Below are 1877 nucleotides of genomic sequence, written 5' to 3'. Positions count from 1 at the left end.
CACAGCCAAGCCGAAAACAGCATCAAAAACGGCAAAAAACAGCGATTCTGGCGTTTCTAAGCAAAAAACCGTAGAAATCCCTACCAACATCGTAAAACAGCCTGAAAACGCAAATATGGGCGATTTACAGCACAGGGCGAGTAAGATCACTGGGTTAATCATGTCTAATCGTTTATCAGATCGGTTTAAACAGGGTGATGAATCAATTATGCAGATGATGGCACGTATCCAAAGTGAGATCACAACCGATGCAATAGCCGACCAATGGGAGAACAAATTGGAGGAATTTGGCGTAGTTTTTTAAGGATTTCTCAAAAAGAGTAAAATTCTATTGTCATCGAGCAATATTAAAAAATTGTTATTAAGCAATATTCACTTTTTTTGATTGTCACTGAACAATATTAATTTTTACTGAAAGCCTTTAAATTAAAGGGTTTTGTGCCAACGGCACATAAAACGGCTAAAGCCGTTATTTTTGGACTTAATCACCCAAAATTGTCATCGTGCAATTAAGGGGTTCCTAGGTGACGGAATTTGAGTATTGTAGATTCTTAAAGGGATTCTAAGATTTTTCTCAATAGTGATTTTCAAAGGAATGTTTTTTACTGAATTGATGCTCAAAATTAGATTTCATAATAAGCAGTTCCGAGATTCGATTTAATTGGGTTTTCAGTCGGGTGAAATTATTCAATTTTCAAAAATAATAATTAGCGAGTGTCTACGAGCGACACAATGAAAGTTCGCTTATTGCCCTCCCTGAAAAACCGCTTTTAAAAATACTGGCTGCTCGATAATTTTTACTATCGAGGGCTTTTGCTTTTGAAAAAATACGAGCGAAGCGAGTTCATAGTTGCTTTTGCTTTTTTCTGCTTTTGGTTCTAAATCTCCATTTGAAAAAAACAGCCCCTCAACCGAGCTTTAGCGAGGTTAAAACGTCCGAGCTTTAGCGAGGGCATAGGGCTGTTTTTCGTGTAAAAACCGCTTTTCTTTTTTTCTTTTTTTCTTTTTTTCTTTTTTTAGAGGGGTTGAAAGCCTTGCTGTGTAAGGCTTTCACGGGGTTAAAAGCGAGAAAATAACGGTTAAAAGCGAGAAAATAACGGTTAAAAGCGAGAAAATAACGGTTAAAAGCGAAAATAATGACATAAAAGCGAGTGTTTTATTTTACTCGTAGTTGTGTAATACTTGCTCAAAATCCAACTAGGTTTTGTCATGAAAGAAACCAACCAAATTGTCAAAAAATCAAATGATCTGATAACAGCAAAATATCGACTAACGATCATTCAGCAATACGTTTTGCATAACGTCATTTCTCAAATCCACATTGAGGATACGGACTTTAAAAAATACGAGGTGAATGTTCGTAGCATTGCCGAAAATCACGGTATCGACACCAAAAATGCCTATCGCTACATCAAAAAATCAGCCCTAGAGTTAAATAAACAACCAATCATCATTGGGGATGAGATCGAAGGCATAGCCCTGAATTGGTTTTCATCGGTACGCTACAACAGCAATCGAGGGACATTACTTGTCGATTTTCACCCCGACTTAAAGCCCTATTTGCTTCAACTGCAAAGCTACTTCACGCAATATGAAAACAAGAATATTCAGCAGTTTAAGTGCGTTCATTCCTTACGTTTTTATGAGTTTCTCAAGCAGAAACAGAACTTAGGAAAGGGCAAAGAGTTTTATATCGAACTTACGCTTGATGAGATCCGTTCAATGTTTTGCTTCTCTGATACTGAATATAAAAAATCAAATGATTTAAAAAGATTTGTGATTGAACCTGCACTCAAGGAAATTCACGAACAAACCGATTTAAGCATCACGGATACTCAATTTTTGAAGAAAGGGCGCTCAATTCACTCGGTTTACAT

The 1877-nt window shown here is 36.6% G+C and carries 1 protein-coding gene and 1 pseudogene; both read left to right on the top strand.

Annotated elements, in window-relative coordinates:
* Positions 1–304 (top strand): annotated as a pseudogene (locus D7V20_RS18970) (replication initiation protein RepM); the annotation flags it as partial.
* A gap of 905 nt (positions 305–1209) precedes the next feature.
* Positions 1210–1877 (top strand): replication initiation protein (locus D7V20_RS18965; RefSeq protein WP_147395817.1); only part of this gene is annotated, 668 nt, incomplete at its 3' end.

It is taken from the genome of Acinetobacter rongchengensis (assembly GCF_003611475.1).
Classification (GTDB): domain Bacteria; phylum Pseudomonadota; class Gammaproteobacteria; order Pseudomonadales; family Moraxellaceae; genus Acinetobacter; species Acinetobacter rongchengensis.
This window is presented reverse-complemented; position numbering and strand designations above follow the sequence as displayed.